General features: G+C 41.2%; 24 protein-coding genes. 18 read left to right on the top strand and 6 right to left on the bottom strand.

Annotated features, from left to right (window positions below; translation table 11 throughout):
* Positions 1-2 precede the first annotated feature (2 nt).
* From aroK to FTU00_RS06790, 13 genes are all read left to right on the top strand, one after another.
* Positions 3-539, top strand: coding sequence for a shikimate kinase AroK (gene aroK, locus FTU00_RS06730; RefSeq protein WP_005233593.1), 537 nt, complete (start codon positions 3-5; stop codon positions 537-539).
* A 28-nt stretch (positions 540-567) separates the two neighbouring features.
* Positions 568-1,647: a 3-dehydroquinate synthase gene (gene aroB, locus FTU00_RS06735; RefSeq protein ID WP_179992176.1), complete on the top strand. Its 1,080-nt coding sequence runs from the start codon at positions 568-570 to the stop codon at positions 1,645-1,647.
* Positions 1,648-1,659: 12 nt separating this feature from the next.
* The gene (locus FTU00_RS06740; RefSeq protein ID WP_179992175.1) at positions 1,660-2,511 is read left to right on the top strand and encodes a hypothetical protein; all 852 of its coding nucleotides are present in this window, start codon (positions 1,660-1,662) and stop codon (positions 2,509-2,511) included.
* A 450-nt stretch (positions 2,512-2,961) separates the two neighbouring features.
* Positions 2,962-7,437, top strand: a complete 4,476-nt coding sequence (gltB, locus tag FTU00_RS06745; RefSeq protein ID WP_180179441.1) for a glutamate synthase large subunit — start codon at positions 2,962-2,964, stop codon at positions 7,435-7,437.
* Positions 7,438-7,509: 72 nt separating this feature from the next.
* Positions 7,510-8,931: an FAD-dependent oxidoreductase gene (locus tag FTU00_RS06750; RefSeq protein WP_180179385.1), complete on the top strand. Its 1,422-nt coding sequence runs from the start codon at positions 7,510-7,512 to the stop codon at positions 8,929-8,931.
* Between the two features lie 271 nt (positions 8,932-9,202).
* Positions 9,203-9,796, top strand: a complete 594-nt coding sequence (locus FTU00_RS06755; RefSeq protein ID WP_218945503.1) for a LemA family protein — start codon at positions 9,203-9,205, stop codon at positions 9,794-9,796.
* A 37-nt stretch (positions 9,797-9,833) separates the two neighbouring features.
* The gene (locus FTU00_RS06760) at positions 9,834-10,877 is read left to right on the top strand and encodes a TPM domain-containing protein (RefSeq protein ID WP_180179386.1); all 1,044 of its coding nucleotides are present in this window, start codon (positions 9,834-9,836) and stop codon (positions 10,875-10,877) included.
* Positions 10,871-11,431, top strand: a complete 561-nt coding sequence (locus FTU00_RS06765; protein ID WP_180179387.1) for a TPM domain-containing protein — start codon at positions 10,871-10,873, stop codon at positions 11,429-11,431. Before FTU00_RS06760 ends, FTU00_RS06765 begins: the two co-directional genes overlap by 7 nt.
* A 219-nt stretch (positions 11,432-11,650) precedes the next feature.
* The gene (locus FTU00_RS06770; RefSeq protein WP_373686179.1) at positions 11,651-12,109 is read left to right on the top strand and encodes a pilin; all 459 of its coding nucleotides are present in this window, start codon (positions 11,651-11,653) and stop codon (positions 12,107-12,109) included.
* Positions 12,110-12,161: 52 nt separating this feature from the next.
* Positions 12,162-13,490 (top strand): sulfatase-like hydrolase/transferase, encoded by a 1,329-nt coding sequence (locus FTU00_RS06775; protein WP_180179389.1) that lies wholly within the window; start codon positions 12,162-12,164, stop codon positions 13,488-13,490.
* 16 nt (positions 13,491-13,506) lie between these two features.
* Positions 13,507-14,703 (top strand): serine hydrolase, encoded by a 1,197-nt coding sequence (locus FTU00_RS06780; protein WP_180179390.1) that lies wholly within the window; start codon positions 13,507-13,509, stop codon positions 14,701-14,703.
* A 27-nt stretch (positions 14,704-14,730) separates the two neighbouring features.
* Positions 14,731-15,459: a TfpX/TfpZ family type IV pilin accessory protein gene (gene tfpZ, locus FTU00_RS06785; RefSeq protein WP_180179391.1), complete on the top strand. Its 729-nt coding sequence runs from the start codon at positions 14,731-14,733 to the stop codon at positions 15,457-15,459.
* A gap of 92 nt (positions 15,460-15,551) precedes the next feature.
* Complete coding sequence (locus FTU00_RS06790) at positions 15,552-17,186, top strand: PglL family O-oligosaccharyltransferase (protein ID WP_180179392.1); 1,635 nt, start codon at positions 15,552-15,554, stop codon at positions 17,184-17,186.
* A 54-nt stretch (positions 17,187-17,240) separates the two neighbouring features.
* Here FTU00_RS06790 and bfr read toward each other — a convergent pair whose 3' ends face one another.
* The 6 genes from bfr to gmk all read right to left on the bottom strand — a co-directional run bounded on the left by bfr (position 17,241) and on the right by gmk (position 22,112).
* The gene (gene bfr / locus FTU00_RS06795; protein ID WP_034705394.1) at positions 17,241-17,705 is read right to left on the bottom strand and encodes a bacterioferritin; all 465 of its coding nucleotides are present in this window, start codon (positions 17,703-17,705) and stop codon (positions 17,241-17,243) included.
* Positions 17,706-17,931: 226 nt separating this feature from the next.
* Positions 17,932-18,126, bottom strand: a complete 195-nt coding sequence (locus FTU00_RS06800; protein WP_004787097.1) for a bacterioferritin-associated ferredoxin — start codon at positions 18,124-18,126, stop codon at positions 17,932-17,934.
* Between the two features lie 221 nt (positions 18,127-18,347).
* Entirely contained in the window at positions 18,348-18,731 is a 384-nt protein-coding gene (locus FTU00_RS06805; RefSeq protein ID WP_180002723.1) for a RidA family protein, read from the bottom strand.
* 75 nt (positions 18,732-18,806) lie between these two features.
* Entirely contained in the window at positions 18,807-20,912 is a 2,106-nt protein-coding gene (locus tag FTU00_RS06810; RefSeq protein WP_004787093.1) for a bifunctional (p)ppGpp synthetase/guanosine-3',5'-bis(diphosphate) 3'-pyrophosphohydrolase, read from the bottom strand.
* A gap of 217 nt (positions 20,913-21,129) precedes the next feature.
* Positions 21,130-21,411, bottom strand: coding sequence for a DNA-directed RNA polymerase subunit omega (gene rpoZ, locus FTU00_RS06815; RefSeq protein ID WP_004650579.1), 282 nt, complete (start codon positions 21,409-21,411; stop codon positions 21,130-21,132).
* Between the two features lie 77 nt (positions 21,412-21,488).
* Positions 21,489-22,112 (bottom strand): guanylate kinase, encoded by a 624-nt coding sequence (gmk, locus tag FTU00_RS06820; protein WP_180179393.1) that lies wholly within the window; start codon positions 22,110-22,112, stop codon positions 21,489-21,491.
* A 135-nt stretch (positions 22,113-22,247) separates the two neighbouring features.
* Here gmk and ispH point away from each other — a divergent pair, with 135 nt between their 5' ends.
* The 5 genes from ispH to FTU00_RS06845 all read left to right on the top strand — a co-directional run bounded on the left by ispH (position 22,248) and on the right by FTU00_RS06845 (position 26,129).
* Positions 22,248-23,198, top strand: coding sequence for a 4-hydroxy-3-methylbut-2-enyl diphosphate reductase (gene ispH, locus FTU00_RS06825; RefSeq protein ID WP_180179394.1), 951 nt, complete (start codon positions 22,248-22,250; stop codon positions 23,196-23,198).
* Between the two features lie 162 nt (positions 23,199-23,360).
* The gene (locus FTU00_RS06830; protein ID WP_180179395.1) at positions 23,361-23,849 is read left to right on the top strand and encodes a GspH/FimT family pseudopilin; all 489 of its coding nucleotides are present in this window, start codon (positions 23,361-23,363) and stop codon (positions 23,847-23,849) included.
* A complete protein-coding gene (gene pilV, locus FTU00_RS06835) occupies positions 23,849-24,355 on the top strand; it encodes a type IV pilus modification protein PilV (RefSeq protein WP_180102360.1) in 507 nt (168 codons plus the stop codon). Before FTU00_RS06830 ends, pilV begins: the two co-directional genes overlap by 1 nt.
* Before the next feature lie 2 nt (positions 24,356-24,357).
* On the top strand, positions 24,358-25,371 hold the full coding sequence (locus FTU00_RS06840) for a PilW family protein (protein ID WP_180179396.1): 1,014 nt from the start codon (positions 24,358-24,360) through the stop codon (positions 25,369-25,371).
* Positions 25,368-26,129 carry a pilus assembly protein PilX gene (locus tag FTU00_RS06845; protein ID WP_180002716.1) on the top strand — a complete coding sequence of 254 codons (762 nt, stop codon included), beginning with the start codon at positions 25,368-25,370 and terminating at the stop codon, positions 26,127-26,129. The genes FTU00_RS06840 and FTU00_RS06845 overlap by 4 nt, the downstream gene beginning before the upstream one ends.
* The last annotated feature ends 17 nt before the right edge of the window (positions 26,130-26,146 follow it).

Here is a 26,146-nt window from a genome sequence, read left to right on the forward strand (position 1 = left end):
CCTTGCCAAGCAAAGAGTTTGAAACCCTGCCAAATATCTATTTGGTAGGGCCGATGGGGGCCGGTAAAACAACAGTAGGACGACATTTAGCAGAACTGTTAGGACGAGAATTTCTGGACAGCGATCATGAAATTGAGCGGAAAACAGGGGCTACGATTCCCTGGATCTTCGAAAAAGAAGGTGAAAAGGGTTTTCGTCATCGTGAAACTGTTGTAATTGATGAGTTAACCTCACGTCCACAGCTGGTACTTGCGACTGGTGGTGGTGCAATTACTCAGGCTCCTAATCGGGATTATTTAAAGCAGCGAGGCATCGTTGTTTATCTTTACACTCCAGTTGAAATTCAGCTTCAGCGAACCTATCGCGACAAAAACCGTCCCTTGTTACAAGTTGAAAATCCTGAACAGAAACTTAGAGATCTGCTTGCAGTGCGGGATCCGTTGTACCGGGAAGTCGCACATTACATTATTGAGACCAATCAGGGAGCTGCACGAGATCTGGCGCAGCGTATTCTGAATCTCATCCTTCCGAAAAAATAAGTTCAGTTGAAAAAGTGGTCATTCCTTCATGAAAACCTTATATGTCGAACTCGGTGAACGTCGTTACCCTATTTTTATTGGCAGTAACTTGAATCCTCAGGAATTGCTTGAGCCCTATATTCATGGCAAGCAGGTGATGATTGTCAGTAATGATACGGTGGCACCACTCTATCTGGATCGCTATAAGGCTGCATTGGAAAATCTGGGTAAAACTGTGGCGACCTGTATTTTACCGGATGGCGAGAAATACAAAAATATTGAGCATCTAAACCTGATTTTTGATGCATTGCTTGAGGCGGGTTTTAACCGCGATTGTACAGTTCTGGCACTCGGTGGTGGTGTTATTGGAGATATGGCCGGCTTTGCTTCTGCCTGTTTCCAGCGTGGAGTATATTTTATTCAGGTGCCAACGACGTTACTCTCTCAAGTGGATTCCAGTGTGGGGGGTAAAACCGGCATTAATCATCCACTGGGTAAAAACATGATTGGTGCTTTCCAGCAGCCACAAGTGGTGCTGGCAGATATGTCACAGCTGTCAACTTTACCAGATCGTGAACTTTCTGCAGGTTTGGCTGAAGTGATTAAATATGCTTTGCTCGGAGATGAAGAGTTTCTGGTCTGGCTAGAAGCCAATATGGTAGGTCTTATTGCCCGTGATGAGCAATTGCTGGCCGAAGCGGTTTATCGTTCTTGTGCGCATAAAGCCCGTATTGTAGCCAATGATGAAAAAGAGCAGGGTGAGCGTGCTTTACTTAATCTCGGTCATACATTCGGTCATGCGATTGAGTCTTATCTGGGTTATGGTGAATGGCTGCACGGAGAAGCGGTAGCAACCGGTATGGTGATGGCAGCAGATTTATCCCATCGCATGGGCTGGATTTCATTAGAAGACCTTGAGCGTACAAAAAAAATCATTTCTCGTGCGCAATTACCTATTGTTTGTCCTAAAATCCCACTTGACGATTTCCTGGCTTACATGGCTCACGACAAGAAAGTTTTAAATGGGCAGCTTCGTCTTGTATTATTGCAGCAACTTGGAAAAGCGGTCATTACTCGAGACTTTGATGTCGAGTTGATGCAACAGGCGATTTTAGCTCATCAGGCATAGGTTTAAATTTTTATGACAGCATTACGTACCCCTTGGCAAAAGATTCAGCATTATTTCTGGCTGGTCTGTGGCGTATGCTGTCTATTTGCTGCCTTGGTTTTTTGGGCTATTACCGATACAGATGAAGTGGTAGAAGTAGAGAAGAAGCCGGAAACGGAAGTTGAATTACAGATTCAACCAGAAAAAGTGGCCTCAATGACCCATCTTGGTGCACTTTCTGATGAGGTTAAGCCTCTTGCTCTCAATACTCGGATTGTTGTCAATGTTAGTCATGAGCCTGAATTCCGCGGAACCAAATATATTGGTGAAGTAAAGAAACAGCATGCGATTGAGCTATTTCGTGTAGGTAATGAAGCCATTCTAAAAACCTTCCTGAAAAAGCAGCAGGATCGTAAGCCTTTTGTTTATTTAAGGCTTTCGGGTGAGAACCAGCCTGAACAATATGTATTGTTATATGGTCTGTATAAAACCGCAGCAGAAGCTCAACAGGCTTTATCAGTGCTCAATCTGAATCTGCCTAAATCCGTCCAGCCTAAAGTTGTGGCCATGCAACAATATGCCAGTCTAGTCAACAGTATGGGTTCGGAAGAACTGGCAAGTAATCAAAAACTTTATGAAATTCAGTTGAAAAATGTACCTTTACCGAAAGTCGATGAATCCGTACAGATAAGACCGAAAGCTCAACCTTCAGCACCTGTGGTCACCCCTAAAGAAAGCACCACGAGTACCACGATTGTTCGACGTGATCAGGAAGGTAATGTAGTAGATGTACAGAAATCTCAAAGTCATGTCGAAGGAAGTCCACGCTCATCAAATGGCAATTCTCGACCTCAAGAAAACGAGATTAGTGATCCATTTAACTAGGCCGGTCTAAAATAGCGCACGGACACTTTATCTTTATTATAAATGTGCGCTTTTGGTGCAAAAAATACGCACCATAAATAATCATAATTTTCCTTTTGTAGGCTAAATCTTTGTCATTTGTGTTGTTTTGATTTTTGCTCCTTAAGTTGGCATGAAATTTGCTTTATTGGTGCATGAATTGAATTAATCTCCCTGTTTTGGCGCGAAAATGATTCGATGAATAGGCGTAATTGTCATCTTTGTTGCTTATTTTTATCTTATCCATCAGCAAAATGAATGTTATTTTTCATGCATTCCGTCTGAAAAAGGATTATGTTGAAAAGATACTCAATGATATTTTGCTCTATAAAGCTGCTTAGCTTGCCGAGTAAATCAGACAGTCACGCACAGCAGAATTTAGATTGTTTAATAGCCTATCGGGCTTAGTGAAAAGAAGGGTACGCTATGCACATGCCATCGCCTAATAATGTAGCTCCCGCTCAAGGTTTATACCAACCGGATGAGTTTAAAGATAACTGTGGTTTCGGTTTGATCGCCCATATGCAGGGTGATGCCAGTCATGATCTGGTCAAGACCGCAATTCATAGTCTAAGTTGTATGACCCACCGTGGCGGTATTGCTGCTGATGGCAAGACCGGTGATGGTTGTGGTCTATTGCTGGCAATGCCTAAAGAATTCTTCCGTGAAGAGGCCAAACGCTTAAGTGACATTACCTTAAGTGAGATTTTTGCTGTGGGTACAGTATTCCTGAATCTGGATCCAGCATTAGCCGCACATGCAAAACAAGTCCTGACGAAAGAAATTGAAGAAGAAGGCTGTCGCGTTATCGCATGGCGTGTTGTACCGACGAATAATGATGCGCTCGGTGAGATTGCAATGCAGTCTCTACCAGCTTTTGAACAGGTCATCGTGAACTGCCCAATCGGTGTGACTGAAGTTGAATTCAACCGTAAATTGTTCCTTGCGCGTCGTCGTGCTGAACAGCAGTTAACCAGTGATCCCTACTTCTATGTGACGACCTTATGCTCAACTGTAATCAGCTATAAAGGTCTGATGATGCCAGCAGCGATTGCTGACTTCTATACTGACCTGGCTGATGAGCGTCTGGCATCACATATCGTGGTCTTCCACCAACGTTTCTCTACCAATACATTGCCACGCTGGCCACTAGCTCAGCCATTCCGTTACCTGGCGCACAATGGTGAGATCAATACCATTACGGCTAACCGTAACTGGGCAATGGCGCGTACGCCTAAATTTGAAAACCCGTTACTGCCAGGTCTGACTGAGCTGAGTCCAATCGTAAACCGTACTGGTTCAGATTCATCTAGTCTGGATAATATGCTGGAAATCCTCGTGGGTGGTGGTATGGATTTGTTCCGTGCGCTACGTATGCTGGTTCCACCTGCTTGGCAGAACGTTGAAACGCTTGATGCTGACTTACGTGCATTCTATGAGTTCAACTCTAAACATATGGAAGCATGGGATGGCCCTGCTGGTTTAGTTATCCAAGACGGTCGTCATGCGATCTGTATGCTGGATCGTAACGGCCTGCGTCCGGCACGTTGGGTCATCACTAAAAATGGCTACATCACACTGGCGTCAGAAATCGGTGTATGGGGTTATGAACCTGAAGATGTCATTTCTAAAGGACGTGTGGGTCCTGGCCAAATGCTGGTGATCGATACTTATACCGGTAAAGTACTAGATACTCAGGATGTGAATAATCACCTGAAACGTATGCGTCCGTACCGTGAATGGTTACGTGAAAATGCTGTACGTCTACAAGGTAGCCCTGAGCTGGAAGAATATCTATGTGAGCGAGGCTTGAAAGGTGACAACCTGAAAGCGGCACAGAAAATGTTCATGGTGACTTTCGAGGAACGTGACCAGTTACTGCGTCCAATCGCTGAAAGCGGTCAGGAAGCTGTGGGTTCTATGGGTGACGATACACCGATGGCGGTTCTGTCACGTCAGGTACGTCATGTATCAGACTATTTCCGTCAGCAGTTCGCTCAGGTAACAAATCCGCCAATCGATCCATTACGTGAATCGATTGTAATGTCACTAGAAACCTGTTTAGGTCGTGAACAAAACGTTTTCGAACAGGGTCCAGAACATGCAGACCGTCTGATTATTTCAAGTCCGGTCCTGTCTAATTCAAAAATGCATCAGATCCGTACGCTAGGCCGTACAGGTTATGAGATTGCAGATATTGATCTGAACTATGCTGAAACTGAAGGTCTGGAAGTTGCGATTGCTCGTATTTGCGAAGAATCAGCGCAAGCGATTCGTGACGGCAAAACTTTATTGGTACTTTCAGACAAGAAAATCCGTGAAGGTTTCTTGCCAGCCAATGCTGTGATGGTCACTGGTGCAGTACACCATCATCTAATCAATACTGGTCTGCGTACTGATGCGAATTTGATTGTTGAAACCGGTTTCGCCCGTGATCCACATCAATTTGCCGTTCTGCTTGGCTTTGGCGCGACAGCAATTTATCCATACCTGGCATATGACGTGATCAATGATCTGGTGGCTAAAGGTGAATTGCTGGGTGATCCGGTCTATGCGCAAAACAATTTCCGTAAGGGGATTGAAAAAGGCCTGCTGAAAGTCCTGTCTAAGATGGGTATTTCAACCGTTGCTTCTTACCGTGGCGGTCAGCTGTTTGAAGCAGTCGGTTTATCCAATGAAGTTGTGAATAAATGCTTCGTAGGTGTTCCGAGCCGTATCCAGGGTGCAACTTTTGCTGACCTTGAAAATGACCAGAAACAACTGGCAGATTTGGCATGGAAAAACCGTAAGCCAATCGATCAGGGTGGTATGCTGAAATTTGTCTTCGGCAAGGAATACCATGCATTTAACCCGGATGTGATTAATTCACTGCATAAAGCAGTACGTTCTGGTAATTATGCTGACTTTAAAGAATATGCAGAGCTGGTAAACAATCGTCCAATTGCAACCATCCGTGACTTATTCAAGCTGAAAACTGACAACTCAATTCCAGTGGATCAGGTTGAGTCTGTAGAAGATATCCTGCCTCGTTTTGACTCCGCGGGTATGTCTTTGGGTGCACTATCTCCTGAAGCACATGAAGCGATTGCGATTGCCATGAACACCATCGGTGGTCGTTCTAACTCTGGTGAGGGCGGTGAAGATCCAGCGCGTTATGGCACCATCCGTAACTCGAAAATCAAACAGATTGCATCCGGACGTTTTGGTGTAACTCCAGCGTACTTAACATCAGCAGAAGTACTGCAAATTAAGGTAGCTCAAGGTGCAAAACCAGGTGAAGGTGGTCAGTTGCCAGGTGGTAAAGTGAATGGCTTGATTGCCCGTTTACGTTATTCAGTTCCGGGCGTGACTCTGATTTCGCCACCACCCCACCATGATATCTATTCAATTGAAGATTTATCACAGTTGATCTTTGACTTGAAACAAGTTAATCCACAAGCGATGGTATCGGTGAAACTGGTATCTGAACCGGGTGTAGGTACGATTGCAGCAGGTGTTGCGAAAGCATATGCCGATTTTATTACCATTTCTGGTTATGATGGTGGTACAGCAGCATCTCCATTGTCTTCGATTCACCATGCGGGTTCGCCTTGGGAACTTGGTCTAAGTGAAGCGCATCAAGCACTTCGTGTAAACGACCTGCGTGGCAAAGTCCGTGTACAAACCGATGGTGGTTTAAAAACCGGTCTGGACGTTGTGAAAGCAGCAATTCTGGGTGCAGAAAGCTTTGGTTTTGGTTCAACGCCAATGATCGCATTGGGTTGTAAATACCTGCGTATCTGTCACTTGAATAACTGTGCGACCGGTGTTGCAACTCAGCAGGATCATCTGCGCCAAGAGCACTACATCGGCGAACCTCAAATGCTGATCAATTTCTTCACTTTCATTGCTGAAGAAACTCGCGAATGGTTGGCGGCACTTGGCGTATCTAGCCTGAAAGACCTGATTGGTCGTACCGACTTACTGGAAATCCTGCCAGGTGAAACTGACAAACATGCTCACCTTGACCTGAGCAAACTGCTAGAGTCACATCCAGCAGCAGAAGGTAAAGCACAGTACTGTGAAGTACAGGGTAATGAACCATTCGATAAAGGTATTCTGGCTGAGAAGATGGTAGAAGAAATTCTGCCAGCGATCGAAGCAGGTACAGGTGGTGAATACAGCTTTACCGTAGGTAACTGTGACCGTTCGATTGGTGCACGTCTGTCAGGTGAAATTGCCAAACGTTATGGCAACCTGAGTATGGAAGCACATCCGGTTAAAGTAAATCTGACTGGTACAGCGGGTCAGTCACTCGGTGTCTGGAATGCCGGTGGTCTGCATCTGAAACTGGAAGGTGATGCGAACGACTACGTGGGTAAAGGTATGGCAGGTGGCCGTATCTCGATCTTCCCGCCAAAAGGTTCTCCGTTCCAGACTCAAAATACTGCGATCATTGGTAATACCTGTCTGTATGGTGCGACTGGTGGTAAATTGTTTGCTGCAGGTACTGCAGGTGAGCGTTTTGCAGTTCGTAACTCAGGTGCCTTCGCCGTGATTGAGGGTGCAGGCGATCACTGCTGTGAATATATGACTGGCGGTATCGTGACTGTCCTGGGTAAAGTAGGCCATAACTTCGGTGCAGGTATGACCGGCGGTTTCGCTTATGTATTGGACCTGGACAATGATTTTGTAGATCATTACAACCATGAGTTGATTGAACTGAACCGTATCTCAACTGAAGCGATGGAAGAACATCAGACCTTCTTGCTTCGCATTTTAGATGAACATATTGCAGAAACAGGTAGTGCTTGGGCGTACAAGATCCGCCATGAGTTTGATTTCTATAGTCGTAAGTTCTGGCTGGTAAAACCAAAAGCAGCTAACTTGTTGACCTTGTTGAAAACCACTCAAGCTGATCCACAATAATTCCACTACTGCAGATATAGGCAGACCTAAGGTAATGCGAATAAAGCCTTGGGTCTACCCACGGAGAGAGAGATGGCAGAGCGCCTAAATAATGACTTTCAATTCCTGGATGTCGCACGCCAAGATCCAGAGAAAAAAGAGATTGACGTCCGCAAAGCAGAATTTGTGGAAATTTATAAACCTTTCACAACAGAAGTGGCTGCAAATCAGTCACATCGTTGTCTAGGGTGTGGTAACCCATACTGTGAATGGAAATGTCCGGTTCATAACTACATCCCAAACTGGTTGAAGTTACTGGCAGAAGGCCGTATTTTCCAGGCAGCAGAACTGTGTCACCAGACCAATACTTTGCCAGAAGTGTGTGGTCGTGTTTGTCCTCAAGACCGTCTATGTGAAGGTGCTTGTACCTTAAATGATGGTTTTGGTGCGGTAACAATTGGTAACGCTGAGAAATATATCAATGACACCGCTTTCGCTTTAGGCTGGCGTCCAGACATGTCTCATGTGAAATGGACTGATAAAAAAGTGGCTATCATTGGGGCAGGTCCTGCCGGTCTAGGTTGTGCTGATATTCTGGTACGTAATGGTGTTAAACCTGTTGTATTTGATAAACGTCCTGAAATTGGTGGTCTGCTGACTTTCGGTATTCCAGAATTCAAGATGGAAAAAGACGTGATGAAACGCCGTCGTGAAATCTTCACGGGTATGGGTGTTGAATTCCGTCTGAATACTGAAATTGGTACCGATGTTACTATCGACCAGTTACTCGCTGACTATGATGCTGTCTTTATGGGTATGGGAACATACACTTATATGAAAGGTGGCTTTGCTGGTGAAGATCTGGATGGTGTATATGATGCACTGGATTTCCTGATTGCTAACGTGAACCGTTGCCAGGGGTGGGAAAAAGATCCATCCGAATACATCAGCGTTGAAGGCAAAAAAGTGATTGTCTTGGGTGGTGGTGATACCGCGATGGACTGTAACCGTACTTCAATCCGTCAAGGTGCTGAGTCAGTGGTTTGTGCTTATCGTCGTGATGAAGCGAACATGCCGGGTTCACGTCGTGAAGTAAAAAATGCGCGTGAAGAAGGTGTGGAATTCCAGTTCAACCGTCAACCTGTCGAAATCGTGGGTGAAAATGGCAAAGTGACTGGCGTAAAAGTGGTAACGACTCAACTGGGTGAACCAGACAGCCGTGGCCGTCGTAGCCCGGAACCAATTCCAGGTTCAGAAGAAATTCTGCCTGCAGATGCGGTATTGCTGGCATTTGGTTTCCGTACCAGCCCAGCAGACTGGTTCACTGATGTAGAAATCAACCTGGATGGTTCTGGTCGCGTACTTGCAGCTGAACAGCAGCAATACAAATTCCAGACTTCGAATCCAAAAATTTTTGCTGGTGGTGATATGGTTCGCGGTTCTGATCTAGTTGTGACTGCGATCTGGGAAGGCCGTCAGGCTGCAGAAGGTATTCTGGATTACCTTGATGTTTAATCTAGGTTAATCATCTATTTAAAAAAACCCGCTACGGCGGGTTTTTTATTTTTCTTCATTTTACTAATTTATTCAGCTTAGTTCTAAGTAGTTATAATAAATATGGATTTAAACTTATCAATATATCCAATATTAATTCGTAGCTCTGAAGCAGAACAGAAGGAATAAAAACGATAAAAGTAAAAAATTATAAAAATTAACAAAAAATGAGAAAAATATGTTTAAAATCAAATTTATTAAATAAATATCAATAAAGAATTGAGGAGAAAAGATGATTCCTGTATTAAAAAAATCTTTCATTGCTCTGATGTTAGCCAGTACCCTGACGCTTACAGGTTGTGGCTATAATACCTTACAAGTTAAGGATGAGGCGGTGACTGCGGCATGGTCTGAAGTACAAAACCAGTATCAGCGTCGTGCTGACTTGGTGCCGAATCTGGTCAATGTCGTCAAAGGCTATGCCGCACATGAAGAGCAGGTATTGACTGAAGTGACTCAGGCACGTGCCAATGTTGCAGGTTTGAAAGTTGATCGTGAAGTGCTGGAAGATCCTGAACTGTTCCAGCGCTATCAGGAAGCTCAAGCACAAATGACCAGTGCCTTATCGCGTTTATTGGCCGTAACCGAGAATTATCCTGATCTAAAAGCCAATGAGCAGTTCCGCGATTTACAGGTACAACTTGAGGGTACTGAAAACCGTATTGCGGTAGCGCGTAACCGTTATATTACGACTGTACAAGATTTTAACTCTTATGCACGTCAGTTCCCGCAGGTGATGACGGCCAAAGTGATTGGAATGGATACCAAACCAAACTTTAGTGCAGAGCAGAGTGCGCAACAGGCACCTAAGGTTTCATTTGAATAAGCCTGATCTTGGGTAATCTGCTAATAAGGTGGCTGCAATGATGCATATAAGCGCTGTAAAACTTTGTACAGGTATATTTCTCAGCCTCATTATGAGCCTGATGAATCCTGCCTGGAGTGAAACAGCAACGGCAACTGATACAGAAGAAGTCATTGTTGCACGTGAAATTTTGCAGCCTAAGACGAATACTGCAGATCAAAATGCTGAACCTACAGCGACCGCACCGCAGCCACAAATTGCCAATGATATGGCAGAAGGTCAGGTTCAGCGCGACTTGCCCAGCATGAATGAGCCAGTCATTGATCAGGCAAATTTATTAACGGCAGCAGAAAAACAGCAACTTAGTCAACGAATCATTAATCTCTATGAGGCTGGTAAGGCTCAGATCGGCGTAGTGATTGTACCTACCACGGGTCAGGAAGATATTTTTGACTATTCCATGCGTGTGGCAGATCGCTGGCAACTGGGATCAAAAGAACATGATAATGGTCTGTTAATGACCATTGCAGTAAATGATCATCGTATCCAGATTTTAACTGGATATGGGTTAGAAGGCGTTCTGCCGGATATTGTGGCTGGACGAATTATTAATAACAAAATTACACCTTTGTTTAAGCAGGGGCAGTATGCGCAAGGGATAGATGCTGGGCTGGCAGAAATCGAGCGTATTCTAAATCTTGATCCTGAGATTGCAGCTCAAGCAGCGGCTGAGCTTAAAGAACGTCAGGAACAGGCTTATAAAGCACAGCAAGCGTCTCAAGCGACTTTTGGTTCGGTTATTTTTATTATCGTCGCTGGTGTCATTGGTTCCATGATCTTTGGCAGGAAGTTGAGTGCGGCCACTGCTGCAGTAGCGGGTACCGCAGCCGGGTTAGTCAATGGTATGGGATTGGTCGCTAGCCTATTAATTGGTGCTGGAGTTTTCTTTTTGCTCGTGACCTCAATTGCTCAGTTGATCCTGCATGCCTTTATGGCAGGTGGAGGCCGTGGCGGTGGTAGTGGGCGTGGTGGTTTTGGAGGCGGCGGCTTCGGTGGTGGCGGTGGCGGTTTTGGCGGAGGAGGAGCATCAGGCTCATGGTAACAACTACAGATACAACAGATATTGTCACGCAGCCTAAGCTGGAAGAACATGCTCAACCAAGTTTTAAGCGCTGGCTTAAGCACTTCTTTTATATGCCTGCAACCAAGCGGTTTTTCTCCAAGCAGGATCAGCATGCGATTGCATTAGCTGTAGAAGAAGCAGAGCATGGGCATGTAGGAGAAATTCAGGTGGTGATTGAAGGGTGTCTGCCTTCTCGTTCTGCTTATTACCAGGATACGCTTTGTCGAGCCCGACAACTTTTTGCTGAACTCGGGGTCTGGGATACAGAACATAATAGTGGCGTGCTTTTATATTTGAATCTCTGTGATCATAAGGTTGAAATTGTGATTGATCGGGGAATTAAACAGGCAACTACACAAGATGTATGGGATCAGATCTGTGAAAATATTATTCAGCAGCTGAAGCAACAGAAGTATAAAAATGGGGTGATTTTGGGTATTAAACAGATTGGAGAAATTTTAAATCAATACTATGATCGTAAAATAGATGATTTAGAGAATGAATTGGGAAATAAGCCCATCATTCTAGGGTGACTTTAGTCAAATAAATGACAATTTTTGTCAGTTATCTACACAAAATGAAACCTAAAAATAACAAATTGAAAAATATTTTTTTAAACTGCTGTTTTTTCTGTCAAAATTATTATAATAAAAGTTGGCACATTTAGTGCTAAATACAAAATAGGCTAAATTAGCTTTTGCTTAAGCTTATAAATAAACAAAAAAACATTTGTGGAGAATGTTATGAAAACTATGCAAAAGGGTTTTACCCTTATTGAATTAATGATTGTTGTAGCAATTATCGGTATTTTGGCTGCAATTGCGATTCCTCAATACCAAAACTACATCGCTAAATCACAAGTAAGTCGTGTAATGTCTGAAGTGGGGGCGGTAAAAACTGCAGTAGAAACTTGTTTGAATGATGGTATTGCAGAAGCTGACTGTGAATATGGTTGGACTGCTAGTAATATTCTTGGAGCAAAAGCGTTGCAAGGTACTGATGGTTTAGTTGCTACTTTTGGTGGAACTGATGCCAATACAACTTTGGTCGGAAAATTTGGTGGAAATGCTGCAGCTTCAATTGCTGGATCTACATTAACGTGGACTCGTTTCCCGGCAACAGGTACTTGGGTATGTTCTACAACTGTTGCGGCTAAATATCGTCCAGCAAGTTGTGCTGCTTCTACTGCAACAAACCCTAATGCCAACTAATAATTAAGAATAAAAAAGGCCTTATAAGGCCTTTTTTATTCTTCATAATATTATGAAATTACTATTAGTTTTAATTTTTACAAATTTTTTAATTTTTTTTGTCGTAAATTATTTATCTCTTCAGAGAGAGTTGATAAATATTGATTATTTTTTTTGTCTATTACTTATAGCTTTAAAGTTAAGAAAGTTAGCAATTATTTTATTTTCCATATTTTTTTTATCAGATTTAGTTTTAGTTTCTAGGCAAATTTTTCCATTTTTTAGAGTCGATGATATTTTATATATATTAAAATTTACTTTTATATCTTCTTTTTATTATAAAATAATATTATTTTCTATAATGATATATATTATTTTTATATCTTATTTTTTGTATAAATCGAAAAGAAATAATATACAAATTTATATAGTTTTTATTTTGATTATCGCCTTTTTGGTTCAAAATATTTTTAATGTAGTTTATGAAAAAAATAAATCTTGGTTAACAAGTCAGGTTACAAATTTTATTGAAATACAGACTCATGGCTTTAGTCAAAATTTGCGTATGAAAGCACAGGAAATGCAAAATTTACCTTATAGTCCCGCATCACAACACTTATTTAGTGCATTAAATAATCAAAATAAATTGAATCATGATGTATTATTTATAGTTAACGAGTCTTTAGGTGTGCCTCAAGATCAGGTTGTTTTAGATGAAATTTTATCGCATCTTTTCAAAAAAAATAATTTTATACATGATCTAAAAATTTCAAAAACTGGATATGTGGGGCCAACGGTATATGGTGAATTACGTGAGTTATGTCATTCTCAACCACAAAATTTTAACTTAAAAGATTTACAAATTGGGTTTGAAAATTGTCTTCCCTATTTATTTAAGAAGCAAGGTTATGAGACCAAGGCGATACACGGTGCTTTAGGTATTATGTATGATCGAAAGTATTGGTATCCTAAAGTTGGATTTGATCAAATAACTTTCTACGAAAGTCGACAATGGGAGCGGCAATGCTATTCTTTTCCTGGAGCCTGTGATAGAGAAATTGCACAATATATTAAGAATTATTTTAAAGATAATAATAAATTTCAATTCGTTTATTGGTTAACATTAAACTCTCACTCGGTATATGATGAAAGAGATATTTTTTATAATGTTTTTGATTGTAAAAAATTTAACATACAATCAAATACAGAATCTTGTAGAAATTTAAGATTACAAGCTCAGTTTTTTTATGTTTTGGCAGATTTAATAAAATCAATCCAGGTTAGTAAATTAGAAGTTGTTATTGTAGGGGATCATGCACCTGTTATTTTAAATAAAAGGGAACAAGATAAGTATTTTAAAAAAGATGACGTATTAATGATTAATTTTATGGTTTATAAATAGAATTGGTAGATAATGCATGTTTAAGAAAATAAGACTCATTGATATTGCTTTTGTATTTTTTACTACTTTAGTTATAGCATTATCTGCGCATTTTTACTTAATTGATCGTCTTGGATTTTGGCGTTTAATTTATCCATTGCAGGCACAAATTGCTTCAGTGACTAGTCGATGTAGTCCTCAAGCACCCGCATGGATGAATGAAGCCATGCGTTATGCTATTTATGAGCAAAAAAACCTTTCCAATCAATTAGCATACATAGATGCTCAACAAAATTTACATCATTGTGAAAGTGGTTGGCGTGGTACAGCCGTATTTTCAGAAAAATTACAGCCTGAACACCGCTTTCGTTATGCAAGCTTGACTAAAATACTCACTTCTCATGCTGTATTAGATTTAATACAACAAAAACAGTTGTTCTTAGGTACACGTTTTATTGACTTATTTGAAGAGTTAAAACATACAGATTACCTAGACCCGCGTATTAAAGACATCACTATAGGGCATTTGTTGGAACATCGTTCTGGTTTTGACCGTATGAAAAGTGAAGATGTTGTGTTTGCGACAGATAAAAAGTCTTGGTGTCCAAATGACTTAAATGCATTGACTAAACAGCACTTGGATTTTGAGCCAAATGCTAAATATGCTTATGATAATCGCAACTACTGTTTATTAGGTGCCGTGATTGAACGACTATCTGGGCAGTCCTACCGCAACTATATGGCACAGCACTATCCCCTTGCTCAGTACAATATGAAATTTATAGATGGAGTCTACTTCGCTGATGAAGTGAAATATGATTTTCGTAATAATGACTTTTGGATGCCAATCCATGATAACCAATTTGATTTTAAAGTATTAGTATCATCTGCTGGATTATCGGGAAGTGCAACGGCTTTGGCAAAAACCTTAAATACCTTTGTACAGGATTCACATGTGAATATATTGGCGATCAGTTCAAATGCAAAAGCCAACTGTCAACTTGATCGCTTTGAATCATGTAATGGTTATACGATGTGGCAATATCAGCCAAATACAGCACAGGCACCTATGTATTTTCGACGTGGTGGATTACCCGCAGTAACGTCTCTTGCTATGATTACCCAAGATAAAGAAGTGATTGTCTGGATGGGTAATGGTGCAATAAGCTATAAAAAACATCATGATCAGCATCATTTAGAAAGATATTTTTATCAACTTCTGAGCCAGCAATAAAAATTATTTAGTAATAAGGACATTAATGTGTCAAAACGTATCCGATTTTTTCTTGGGCATTTACTGATTTCAGTATTGATTGCTTTGGTGGCAACTTTCCTTATTTTTAAAGTATGGTACCCACAGCCTTTAGATAAAGCACTAGGGGTAGGCTTTATCTTTATGATGATGATCGCCATTGATGTGATTGTTGGACCTTTACTTGGCTTGGTGGTGTATAAGGAAGGCAAGAAAACCCGGAAAATGGATTTGTCCGTTATTATTGGAATTCAGGTGTTAGCATTTATTTATGGTATGTACAATCTGACTCAGGGTCGCCCGGTTTGGCTGGTGCAAAATGGTCATGTATTCGAATTGGTACGCCATAGCGATGTGCTTGCACAAGCCAATGGTCATCCAGATTATAACAGTTATACGAATTGGACAAGGCCAAAAGTAGTGGCGATTAACTATGGTAAGACTTCTAAGGAAAAGAGTGATTGGTTCTTGAAAGATATAGTAGATGTGCCAGCTACTTATCGGCCATCGCGTTATACCTCATTACAACAGGCTAAATCGGATATTCAAGAACAGAAACAAAGCTTAAATCAACTGGTACAATTCAATGATACCGCTACAGTTGAACAAGTTAAAATGAAATATGTAAACGCAGATGCATGGATGCCTTTACGGGGTGGGGATATTGATATGGTGGTATTAATCAATAGCCAAGTTCCTGAGGTGGTGGCTATTGTTGACTTACGCCCATGGAATTAACACGATTTTCAGAGTATTTTTCAAAAAAGCAGATTACCCTTTAATCTGCTTTTTGTTTATCATGTGCCAAACTTCTACCGCCTGATATTTCCATGAAATTCACGCTTGCCCTTATTGCAGCAATATTAATCTCCCTCGCGTGGCTTATGCCTATACATTACCGCCCATGGGTGACTTATACAGGGGAGCTGTATGCATTCTTGGCACTATTTGCCTTGGCTGCAATTTGCCTAAAAGAAAAGCTAAAATTGCCTGTAGTAAGTTTGCCATTATTACTACTCGCCTGTGTGCCGCTTGTACATTTGTTGGCAGGGCAGGTGTTTTTCTTTAGCACTGCCCTGATGGGCTTTATTTTCGTGTTTAGCTTTTGGCTGGCAAGTGTACTGGGTTATCACCTTTCAACCGGAAACTATAGCCGAGAAGAAACCTTTACTAATCTGAGTTATGTATTCCTTGCTTCCGGAACGATTACTGGTTTAATCGCATTGTGTCAGTGGTCTAATCTGGATTCTGTGCTGCCAGGCATGGTGAATATCAGTGGCAATCAGCGGCCGTATGCTAATTTCGCTCAGCCCAATAATATGGCAACTTTTTTAGTCATGGCATTGATGAGCTGCCTTTACTTATATGAAAAGAAAAAAATTCAGACCAAGTGGCTATTTGCCTGCGCTGCATTAATTGTTATGGGGGTTGCTTTAAGTCAGTCACGTACGGCCTGGGTAGCCGCGATCGCGATTATCCTGTATCTAGGTTTTTATCAATATAAAAGCGTTATTCGCCTGAAATGGGTTTACAGCATTGCTTGGTTCATTTTCTTTATTTTCTGCATTGTGGCTTTTCCATTACTCAGTCAGCTCGCTGCACAAGCGATGAATACGGACGTCGTACAAAGCAGGGATGTGGTATCGCGTGCCACCGGCGATATGTCTCGTTTAGCGATCTGGCAGCAAATGCTAGCGGCAATTCAGGCACAGCCATGGTTTGGATATGGCTGGTATCAGACCAGTGTTGCCTTTGTCTCAATCAGTGATACAGTGCAGGGTCCAGTCTGGATTCGCAGTGCACATAACTTTATTATTGATTTCTTACTATGGAATGGACTGCTTACTGGTCTGCCTTTCTTGGCTTACTTCGGTTATTTAGGTTATCAGCTACAAAGATGGGTGAAAACTCCTGAGTCGGTCATTGGTATATTGATGATTGGAGCTTTTCTTACCCATGCCATGTTTGAGTTTCCTCAGCATTACGCCTATTTCCTTTTACCGGTTGGGTTTATTATTGGTACGGTTCTAGCACAAAATCCAAATATCAAAACCGTGACCTTGCCTTCTATAGCGATGAAACTCATTTTTGGATTTGGGCTGCTGTTATTGATTGCGATCTATCGGGATTATGATGTCGCTGTACCCAAACTTGGCCAAAGTATTCGTTATGAGCAACAGCCTGAAAAAATCACCAATCAACAGCCAATCTATTTGTTAACAGAGTTTAATCATCGTATTGACTGGATTCGTCTTAATCCTTATAGCAAAGCCTCCCCTGAACGGATTCCAGCAGGTGAGCAGATGGTATTAAGTTATCCAACTAAATATAACCTGATCAAATATGCCAAACTCCTGGCTTTTAATGGTTATGAAGAGGAAGCCAGGCATCAGCTGCAACGCTTAAAAGTTATTCAGAAAACCGAACTTAGTTATGAAGAATTGATTCAGGATATGCCAAGATAAATTCCATATAAAAAAGCCAGCAAGAGCTGGCTTTTTTATGGATTCATTTTAGGTTTAGAGCTGGCTTTGAATATAGTTTTCGATACCAATACTTTCGATGAGATCTAGCTGAGTCGTAGTCCAGTCCAGATATTCCTCTTCTTTTTCCAGAATTTCTCGCACTAAATCACGAGTCACATAATCCATCTGTGTTTCTGCCAAAGCTACAGCCTGCTGAATGACTTCAATATTTTCTTTTACTTTGCGTACATCACAATGCAGTACTTCTTGAGTATGCTGGCCAATATATAATTTGCCAAGATGTTGCAGGTTTGGTAAGCCTTCCAGAAATAAAATACGTTCAATGATTTTATCGGCGTGCTTCATCTGGCGGATGGATTCTTTATATTCTGCCGAACCCAGTTTTTCAATGCCCCAGTCATTAAACATGCGTGAATGCAGGAAATACTGGTTAATCGCTGTAAGGTGGTGATACAACACCTGGTTCAGCTGATTAATTACATCACGATTGCCTTTCATTGTATCACTCCATATAGCCTGTTAACCCATTTATCGCTATGGGTTTTTGATTAACTTATCTTAAATCAATCGAGCGAGCAATGGCGAGTAATTTATTGAACTGCAAATGAAAATCGCAATCAAAAAGCTTCAGGTGAAATATAAAGCAATAAAAACCCGCCAGAGTCAGAGGCGGGGGAGGAGTAATGATACGAGACCATTGATTTTATAATTATCGTTATCCGCTTTAGGCAGCAACCGCTAGCCGTGCAGCAATCTGGGAAATTTCATCACTGATGATCATACGGGCTTCAGGAGCACAACGACCACAACACGTCCCTAGATCAAGCATTTCGCGTACATCACGGTAACTTTCGGCGCCATTTGCAATAGCATCTTTAATGTCTTGATCTGTAATGCCACGGCATAGACAAACGTACATAGGATACAACCACAGTGAATAAATAAGATAAGAGATATTATTGATAATTGTTATCGTTTGTCAATAAAAATCATTTGAAAATGCTTTTTATAATGATTGATGATTCAGATAAAAAAATAACACCTGAGCGGAAATCCGAGTGCTACTCGGATTTCTGCGCAAGAGCGATTTATAATTTAGAATTAAATATTGCAGGCTGGAGATTTGGTGATTTTTATAACTTATTGATTTATAACAACGATGCCATCCATCTCAACTAAAGCACCTTTCGGTAAACTTGCAACCCCTAAGGCAGCACGTGCCGGATAAGGTTGAGCAAAGTATTCACCCATAATCTGGTTAACGAGTTGAAAATGAGAAAGGTCGGTCAAGAAGATATTCAACTTTGCGATATCAGCTAATGAGCCACCCGCTGCTTCACAAACCGCTTTCAAGTTATCAAAAACACGGCGAATCTGACCTTCGATGCCTTCAACCAGTTCCATACTATATGGATCCAGACCAATCTGGCCGGATAAATAAAGCGTATCCCCGACTAGAATTGCTTGTGAATAGGTGCCTATGGCAGCTGGGGCATTTTCAGTATGGATCACTTGGCGGGACATCAATTTCTCCTTTTATCATCAACATACATCATATTAGATCAATTCAACTGACAAAAGCATTATCGTTTTAAATGATTAACTGGCTTTAGAGGTTTCAGCAATATTGAGCGGTTGTTCTAAGCGGGTAATACGTGGAAAACCAAAATGCATGCGTAAATCACGAATAATCTTGGCAATCTGTTTACGGTTATGCACCACAATATTTACATAAGTTTTGCCATCATAATTACGCACCATCTCTACACCTGTATGGCCTTTACGACATTGATAAATCAGATCGGAAATCTGTTCATCGTCCATGGCCTGATCAATACAGAGATAGGCAGTAAAGCTGACATCATCCAGATCTTCAGTCGTCCATTGTAGAGGCATAATATTTTCAGGATGCATATGTTGTTCCTGCAATAAATTATGGCAACGGGCACGATGTACAATTAGGCCGCGACGAGTCAGATGACCTTGAATTGGATCACCAAGTACCGGGTTGCAGCAATGCGCGTATTTAACATCTACGCCTTCTGTACCTTGAATAAGGCGACCTGAACTATTTGCATTTTGATGCTGGTCATGTGCGAATAAATGGTTGGCAACCAGTTGAGGTAATAAGTCACCTACAGCAATCTGTTCAAATAGTTGCTCTTTAGTCGGGACATGACGCCATTCCAGTACATTTTTCCAGTCAGCTTCGGTCAGATCACGAATAGAACACTGAAAAAGTTTTAAGGCACGGTTAAGGGCTTGTTGACCCACAAGGCGCTGTTCATCAATATCCTGATCGCGCAAAATATTCTGAATGGCACGACGGGCTTTTTGGGTATTAATAAAGCTGAGCCAGTCCGGGTTTGGGGTTGCAAGAACATCAGTGATGACTTCAACCACCTGACCACTCAATAATGGCGTAGAAAGCGGTTTGGTTTCACCATTAATTTTGGCGCCAATAGCATGGTTACCGAGGAACAGGCTGGCGGCATAGGCAAAATCAACAGCAGTCGCACCTTGCGGCAACTCATGCAGATGACCGTGAGGGGTATAAACCCAAATTTTTTCCTGATGCAGATAATCCAGTAATTCGCTGAACGTAGTTTTGGCGCATTCACCATCAACCAGTACGTTCAGATTTTGCATGGATGCTTGAATGGCAGAGCGGCAGGCTTGAGGGGCATTTTCACCAAGTACGACGCCAAAGCGTGCAGCTTTACGCATCAGTTCAGTTTGAATAGTCAGTGACAGGGTGGTCTTTTCGCCTTTTAATCGCATGGTTAATGACTGGTTGCCGCCGGGCAGAGGGCGACGGATATTGTCCTGATAATTTTGAACCGTAAAACTTTCAGTCAGAATATCTGCGAGACGGTCACAATCGGCAATACTCTGTAAGATAATTTCAAATGCGTGGCTATGTGTAAGTTCCTGCAGATCAATATCATTTTTTACAAAATGGCGTAATAGCTCGATATTATTGTTTTTCTTTTTAACCCGGCCTTCAATGGCATATTGCTGTAGTAATTCGTTAAGTTTCTGTTCCCACTTGGCCTGATATTCACAGCGTTTAGGCTTGGTTTCTAAAAGGGCAGCCTGGACATCATTGTACATATCCAGATCCAGATTCTGATAACAAAGATGTTCCAGATTATCAGCCATTTCATTCATGCCGACCAAGCGTGCCATCGGAACAAAAATTTCAAAGGTTTCACGCGCAATACGGGCACGTTTATCCGGGCGTAGCGCTTCCAGCGTAGTCATGTTGTGATAGCGATCTGCCAGTTTCACAATAATGACACGTGGATCCTGTAAAGTTGCTTGCAGGATTTTACGGAAAGAGGCCGCTTTATTATATTCTTTATCGCTGGAGTGGCTGAGTTTGGTGACCCCATCAACCAGCTCTGCAACCGTGCTGCCAAATTTTTCAGTAATGTCATCTTTATTGAAGTCGGTATCTTCAATGACATCATGCAGCAGCGCTGCCATTAAGGTTTCAGTATCCAGACGCATATGGGCCAGAATACAGCTCACCGCGATAGGGTGCAGAATATAAGGTTCACCACTTTTACGGGTAATGCCATCATGGGCAATATCGGCATAATCACAGGCCGCAAGCACACGTTCGACATCGCTTTCACTTAAGTACGCGTCGATGATGATTTTTAACTGTTGCTTAGCTTCACTGACCTGTGGGCCTGGCATAAAACACCTTTAAAACTGGATTTTTTAACAAATAAAACAGAGAAAGCTCGTATGAAATGTATAACATAAAGTGGGTCAGTTTTTTCATATCAACAAGTGAAAAATTTATACTGACTTTAGAGCTAACCCTTATGTTATAACCGTTCTGCGCAAAATATAAAAGTCACAGAACAAAAAAAGCCTAGTTTAAAACTAGGCTTTTTGGAATGGTTTATTCTTATTGGAAAGAAAAACCATCTAAATTTAGATTATTTGCAGAAAGAGCAAGATCTAAACTAGAAGTTTGATAATCTTGATCACGTTGTTTCAAAATATCTTTTGATACATGACCTGCAGCGATTTCACGTAAAGCAACTACAGTCGGTTTGTCATTGTCCCATTCCACAGTTGGTTCAATGCCTTGACGTGCCAATTGACGCGCGCGTTTGCTTGCCACTAGTACAAGCTCAAAGCGGTTGTCTACATGGTCTAAACAATCTTCAACGGTTACGCGTGCCATAAGAATTCTCGTTTTGAATAGTAAATTTCAACAGACTGCACAGTATAAAATGCTTTGTCTGGAGACTCAAGTTTTAATCACTGTTCGCTTGGAGTAATTAGAGCCTGGATCAGTTTTTCATGGCGGGTCGCTTGCTGGGAAAGGACCAGACGATTGGCGATAATCACAGATTCAAGGTCATGTAATGCTTTATTAAAGTCATCATTGATAATGATATAATCAAAGTTGACATACTGCTGCATATCTTCGACTGCACAGCTAAGACGGTGTTCAATCACTTCAACAGAGTCTGTACCACGGTTGGAAAGACGCTGACGCAAATCAAACTGGCTTGGCGGAAGAATGAAAATCTGTTTAGATTCAGGAAAAAGTCGACGAACTTGTTGTGCACCTTGCCAGTCAATTTCAAGTAATACATCATGACCTTTGGCCAGTTGTTCTTTTACAGTCGCTTGTGCTGTGCCGTAATAATTACCAAAGACTTCGGCATATTCAATAAAACCACCTTCCTCGACCAGATTCAAAAAATCTTCTTTAGTCGAGAAATGATAATGTACGCCATCGAGTTCGCCAGGTCGTTGACCGCGTGTTGTATGAGAAACAGAAACATGAAGATTGTTGACGCGTTCAAGTAATGCTTTAACGAGGGATGTTTTGCCCGTTCCAGACGCTGCAGAAACGACAAACAAGAGACCCGACATGATATTTTTCCTGATATGATAAAATATCTTCTCTATTTTAGAGTAGACCGGCTTTAAACTAAATAGTTGTACGTCGATTGTTTTACATTTATTTCAATTGTAGCGCCATAAATTGAGTGAGTATTGAGGATTTCTATGGAAATTGTTTTAGCTAACCCGCGTGGTTTCTGTGCCGGTGTGGATCGTGCCATTGCGATCGTGAACCGTGCCCTAGAATGCTTTAATCCACCTATTTATGTGCGTCATGAAGTAGTCCACAACAAATTCGTAGTTGATGACTTGCGCCAGCGTGGTGCGATCTTTGTCGATGAGCTAGATGAAGTTCCAGATGACAATATCGTGATTTTTAGTGCACATGGGGTGTCTAAGGCTGTGCAGCAGGAAGCCGAACGCCGAGGTTTAAAAGTTTTTGATGCGACCTGTCCATTGGTCACTAAAGTACATATTGAAGTGACTAAATATGCCCGTGAGGGAGTAGAAGCGATTCTGATTGGTCATGAAGGCCACCCAGAAGTTGAAGGCACTATGGGGCAATATGATAAAAATAATGGCGGTGACATTTATCTGGTCGAAGATGAAGATGACGTCGCTGCTTTAACAGTTCGTAATCCTGAGAAAGTCGCTTTTGTAACACAAACGACTTTGTCGATTGACGATACAGCGAAAGTCATTGATGCGCTTCGCAGAAAATTTCCGAATATTCAAGGCCCACGCAAGGATGATATTTGCTATGCGACACAAAACCGTCAGGATGCTGTACGTGATTTAGCTGCACGTTGTGATGTTGTGTTGGTTGTAGGATCACCGAATTCATCCAATTCAAACCGTTTGCGCGAACTGGCGGAACGTATGGGTAAATCGGCTTATCTGGTTGATAATGCAGATGAGCTAAAGCAGGAATGGTTTACCAATATTTCTAAAATTGGGGTAACTGCAGGTGCTTCCGCCCCGGAAATTTTAATTAAGCAGGTGATTCAGCGTTTACAGGATTGGGGTGCACAGGCACCCAAAGAACTGGATGGGCGAGAAGAGAATATTACATTTAGTCTACCAAAAGAGTTACGTATTTCTGTAACACAGGCTTAAATTGTTAACTATTTAACAATTTATTTTTTATTAAAAAATAAACAGATAGCTATAATATGACAGTTATCTGTTTTTTTATGCCTTTTATCTACTCTGTGTAGGTTTTGTAAAATTTATAGATATTATTTTTAATAGGGGAAAGTTTTGGAGCTGGGGAAGAGTGTGCAAAAGAATAAAGGTTTTACGTTAATTGAGCTCATGGTGACGATTGCAGTACTAGGGATTATTGCAACAATCGCTGCGCCTTCTTTCAATAGTTTAATTCGCAATCAAAATTTAACAAAAAGTACCCGTGATTTATATGGCTTAATTATGGAAGCACGTGCCCAAGCAGTTTTAGTTCGTCAGGATGTAAAGTTAGAAATTTTAGAAGATCAGGAAAAGTTGATTGAACGTTCTGATGAAATTGCTGCGGATGCTACCTTAAAAAAGCAGAGAGAAAGTAAGCTTTTATATCTTTGGGGGCCAACTGGAAAGTCGATATTGTCGGGGACAGAAACTTCAATTACGTTTGAAATGACTGGAAAAGTGAAGGGTGCAAGTTCAGATACAACAATTGTAATCTGCGATGAAGCAGATGGCGATAAATCAAAAACAATAACAATAACAAAAATGGGTTCACTCCAACCCATTAGCGAGGGAGATTGCTAATGCGCTATACAAAGCATCAATTAGGTGTTGGATTGATGGAAATATTAGTAGCTCTTCTGATTCTCGCATTGGGTGTGTTGGGATTTATTGCTCTGCAATATAGGGCAGTTGAGGCAACTTCTGAAGGGAGCTATCGAGTTCAGGCAATTAATTTATCGCGAGATTTTGCTGAAAGAATTAGGGTAAATCGTGGCGCTTTGGATAATTATGTGGATGAAATAGCAGATGCTGATGCTCAAGCTGAATATAGTAAAAACTGTTCAGCAGAAGAGTGTTCAACAGGTGAAATGGCAGATTATGACGTAGCACAGGTTGTGCAGCGTGCTAACTCGGTAGGGATGACAGTCAACTTGTTAGATTGTCAAGGTAATAGTGATGATCGTAAATGTATCTATGTTGCTTGGGGAAATACAGCAGCAACAGATGGGCAAGAAGATGCAGGAAATTGTACAACAGGGACAGTTTATGATCCGTCATCAACCTGTTTGATTATGGAGGTGTATTAAAAATGCCATTAAATTCATATAAACAGACAGGTTTTACCTTAATTGAGTTAATGATATCGCTGGCTCTAGGGTTGATTATAATGGCTGCAGCGATCATGTTATTTGTAACAGGTCAAAAAAGCAGTGCATTACAACAAGGGTTTGCAAATATTCAGGACGATGCGAACTTTGGATTGGGATACATAGCACAGGATATCAGACATACAAATCTTAATAGTCTAAATTCTGGAATTAATGATCGAACGATTCAAGGTGGGATTGTACTTACTTCTAGTGCTAATGGTTTTAAAGACACAACAGTTACACCAAATATTACTTACAGTAATTTGCCTGAAAACTTAATAGGAACAACCGTAGCAACGAACTTATTGTCAAGGGGAGCTACGGGTTTGTCTAATGTACGAGGGGAAAGTAGTGATCAATTGGTCATTCAGTATAGACCTCAATATACAAGAGTTGGCAGTAATTGGGTTGGGGGTTTTGATTGTGAAGGAGAAGAAATCAAGTTCCCAGTCATGACTGGTGGGGTTGAAACACCATTGCGCATAATCGTACAGCGTTATTTTCTTAGGGAAGATACCAATAAAGATAGCAAGGAGCCAAATACTGCTTTGGCCTTGGCGTGTGATGCTGGGTGGTACAGTGAATCGGGTACTCCGCTACCAGATAAGATCGAGTCTTTTGGTAATGATGGCGAAGTTATTATGAAGCGGATCGATTATTTTCATGTCATGCTGGGTATCCAGAATGGTGAAAAGCTTCGATATATTTCTATTAATGATTATATGGCACTTAGTGCTCCCCGACCACGTATCTTATCTGTTCAATTAGGAGCATTAGTTCGTTCTGTACAAGGTGTGGGGAATGAACCAATGATTAAAGATGATCAAGAGTTTCAAGTACTCGATAAAAAAGTAACAGTGAAAGTACCGACTAACACAACAAGCAAATATGTCCGTCAGGTGGTTTCTCAAACAGTTGCACTGCGTAATACTTTTGGGGAGAGAGGACAATGAATAAAAGTCAGCGAGGAGCAACTTTAATTGTTGTTCTTATTCTACTTGTTGCTATTACCGTTATAGGAACATTGGCAATCCGTCAAAGTATGGTGACTTTAAATATTGCAACAAATAGTCAGGCCACTCAATTAATGCTTCAGAACGCAGATGCTGCATTTTTTAATGTGGAGAAAGAAAATAATATTATTCAGTCATTAAGCAGTAGCGGAATGTTTGGGTATATTGATGGTGCAGTGAATAAAGATAAAGAACTTGTGTTTTGTTTTCGTGGTGCGGATCAAGCTGATTTTTTTGATATTACTCTTGCCAGCATCATTGAATGGAATGCGCCTGATGTAAAACCTAAAAATGATAGCTTTGGTAAAGATGGATATTGTAAAACGAATGTAAGTGGAACAAATTTTTTTACGAGTGGTCGTAAGGCTGTCATGACTCAAGTTGCTGTTAAATATTCATCAGAAGCAGAGAAAGATGCATTCTATGGGCAAATTTTAGGAACAGATGATAATACTGTGAAATTGCAAAGAAGTAAGCCAGTTAAAGTTTTTGCAGTTTCAATCATGCCGGCCTTAACTACTGCAGATAAAACAAAAATTGATGAATGTCTTGACTCTCACATGAATGAGGTTGTTATTCCGAGTGGTGTAACTCCATCTACAGGGGCGGATAAGAGTGTAACTCAGTGTTTGTCAGAACTAAATGTGCCTTTTGAATCGTCTGTCACAGAATATGTAATTGCTCAAGATTTCGTGTAATAGGGGAAGTAAGAAAA

The organism is Acinetobacter sp. YH12041, assembly GCF_013419975.1.
In the GTDB taxonomy this organism is placed as follows: Bacteria; Pseudomonadota; Gammaproteobacteria; order Pseudomonadales; family Moraxellaceae; genus Acinetobacter.